Source organism: Clostridium lacusfryxellense, assembly GCF_018861735.1.
GTDB classification, from domain to species: Bacteria; Bacillota; Clostridia; order Clostridiales; family Clostridiaceae; genus Clostridium_AD; species Clostridium_AD lacusfryxellense.
This window is the reverse complement of record NZ_JAHLEB010000130.1, coordinates 1-1,822: the sequence shown is the minus strand read 5'-3', so window position 1 is coordinate 1,822 and position 1,822 is coordinate 1. Positions and strand designations below refer to the sequence as shown.

The following is a 1,822-nucleotide window of genomic DNA, read 5'->3' as shown; positions in this document are numbered from 1 at the left end:
AAAGACCAGCTAGTTAAAGTCAACTATTTAATTTAAATTTATTTTAGTTATTTACATTAATTTTAGGCTCAGCAAATAGACCATTTCGAAACACGAATGATGGTAAAAAAAGGAATATATTATAGTTAATTAAGCCACTTTGATGCTATTGTTTTCTAAAAACATTTTCTGGTGTATTTTTGGATCTCTAACTTGGTACTCTTCTTGATTTCTTAAAACAGCAAATAGGTATTTGATAAGTTTGTGCATAACTGCAACTAAAGCTACTTTTGCCTTCTTGCCTTTTAGGTTTTCTTTATAGTACTTAAGTAAAACTTCATTAGTGGCTTCACCATTACGTTTAATCCTAATAGAAGCTAATGCAGCGGCATATAGAGCTCTTCTACCAAACCTTGTACCACGTTTGGACATTTTAACTCTATCGCCCTTGAACTTACCCGATTCATTAACTGCAGGATCAACACCGAAGAAAGCTACAAGCTGCTTAGGAGTGATAAATCTATCTATGCCACCAATTTCAGCTAATATTGTTATTGCTGTATTGTATCCGATGCCTGGTATGGACATTAATAACAATATATTTTTGCGGAAAGTAGGTGATATTTGATCACTGTTTATAAATTCATCAATTTTTTTAAAAAGCGTAGCTATTTCAGCATCAATGGCTTCGTAAATAGATATAGAAGTAGTAATAGAAACAGATAGCCATGGCGCGGGTAGACTAACAAATTCAGCATTTTCAGCCGATTCTATGAGCTTAGTGTACTTTGTTTCAGCCCACTTTACACCTTTTCTTGAATTAAGTAAAATATACATAATATCTTGCTTTGGCGCTGAGATAATTGCCTGTGGACTAGGATACTGTTTCAATATATTAATTGAAACTAATCCACAGGTGTTAGCAAACACATTTTGATATCCATTAAAAGTTATGCACAAAGAACTACTAAGTTTCTTTTTAAATACTGACCTAGTATCAATAAGCTTATAATAATCACGCACTAGTAACTTTAGAGTAAGAATTTTGATGTCGGAGTCGGATGAAACCTTGATATCTTCAAATTTTCCTAAATTTGCTATAGATAACGCATCATTTCTATCATTTTTCACTTTCCTAATGTCTTTATTTTTGTTACAATTAGTAACAAGAGGATTGATAACAAAGGTTTCGAAATTGTTATCCTTTAGAAAGTGGAAAAGAGTTAGATGATACACACCTGTGGACTCCATAAAGAACACAGGCTTTGTTGAAAACTCTTCTTCTGCTTTTTTTATTTGCTCAAGAAAGTACTTAAAACCGTCAGCAGTATGGAAGATTTTAAAAGGCTTCCGATATTTACTGCCGTCAGGCGCAAGAAAAGCTGCAAAAGAGAATTCGGAAGCAACATCGATACCTACTACAAGGCGATTTAGGTATTTTGACATATATAACATCTCCTTTTGTAAAAGTGAGATAGAGTAGAGATTCCACTTCTATCAATGAGGCTGCAACCTCGTTTGTGACACGGGTAGTTCCAATATTGGAAACCCAACCAGCTAAAACACAGAAAACTCACTGATGGAATGATACGCTTTTTTACGAGTATAGGTAATTTAATTACCTCTCAGGAGAATCACATCTATCTTCTCTATTCAGGAGATATTATATCATTGTGGATTAACTGGTTTCCAGTGTCCAATATTGGTAATTGATAATAATCAAAATTAAGACAAGATAAAATAAAATTATGAGTTGCGAATATTAGATATGAGATTAGTGATAACATTCGTAGTTATTATGACTGATTTATTATCAATGCTTACAACTACATTATACGAGGAG

1 protein-coding gene is annotated in these 1,822 nt (G+C 33.0%); it reads right to left on the bottom strand.

The features are described 5' to 3' along the window. Positions 1-129: 129 nt before the first annotated feature. The gene (locus KPL55_RS25540) at positions 130-1,425 is read right to left on the bottom strand and encodes an IS110 family RNA-guided transposase (RefSeq protein ID WP_216309562.1); all 1,296 of its coding nucleotides are present in this window, start codon (positions 1,423-1,425) and stop codon (positions 130-132) included. Positions 1,426-1,822 lie beyond the last annotated feature (397 nt).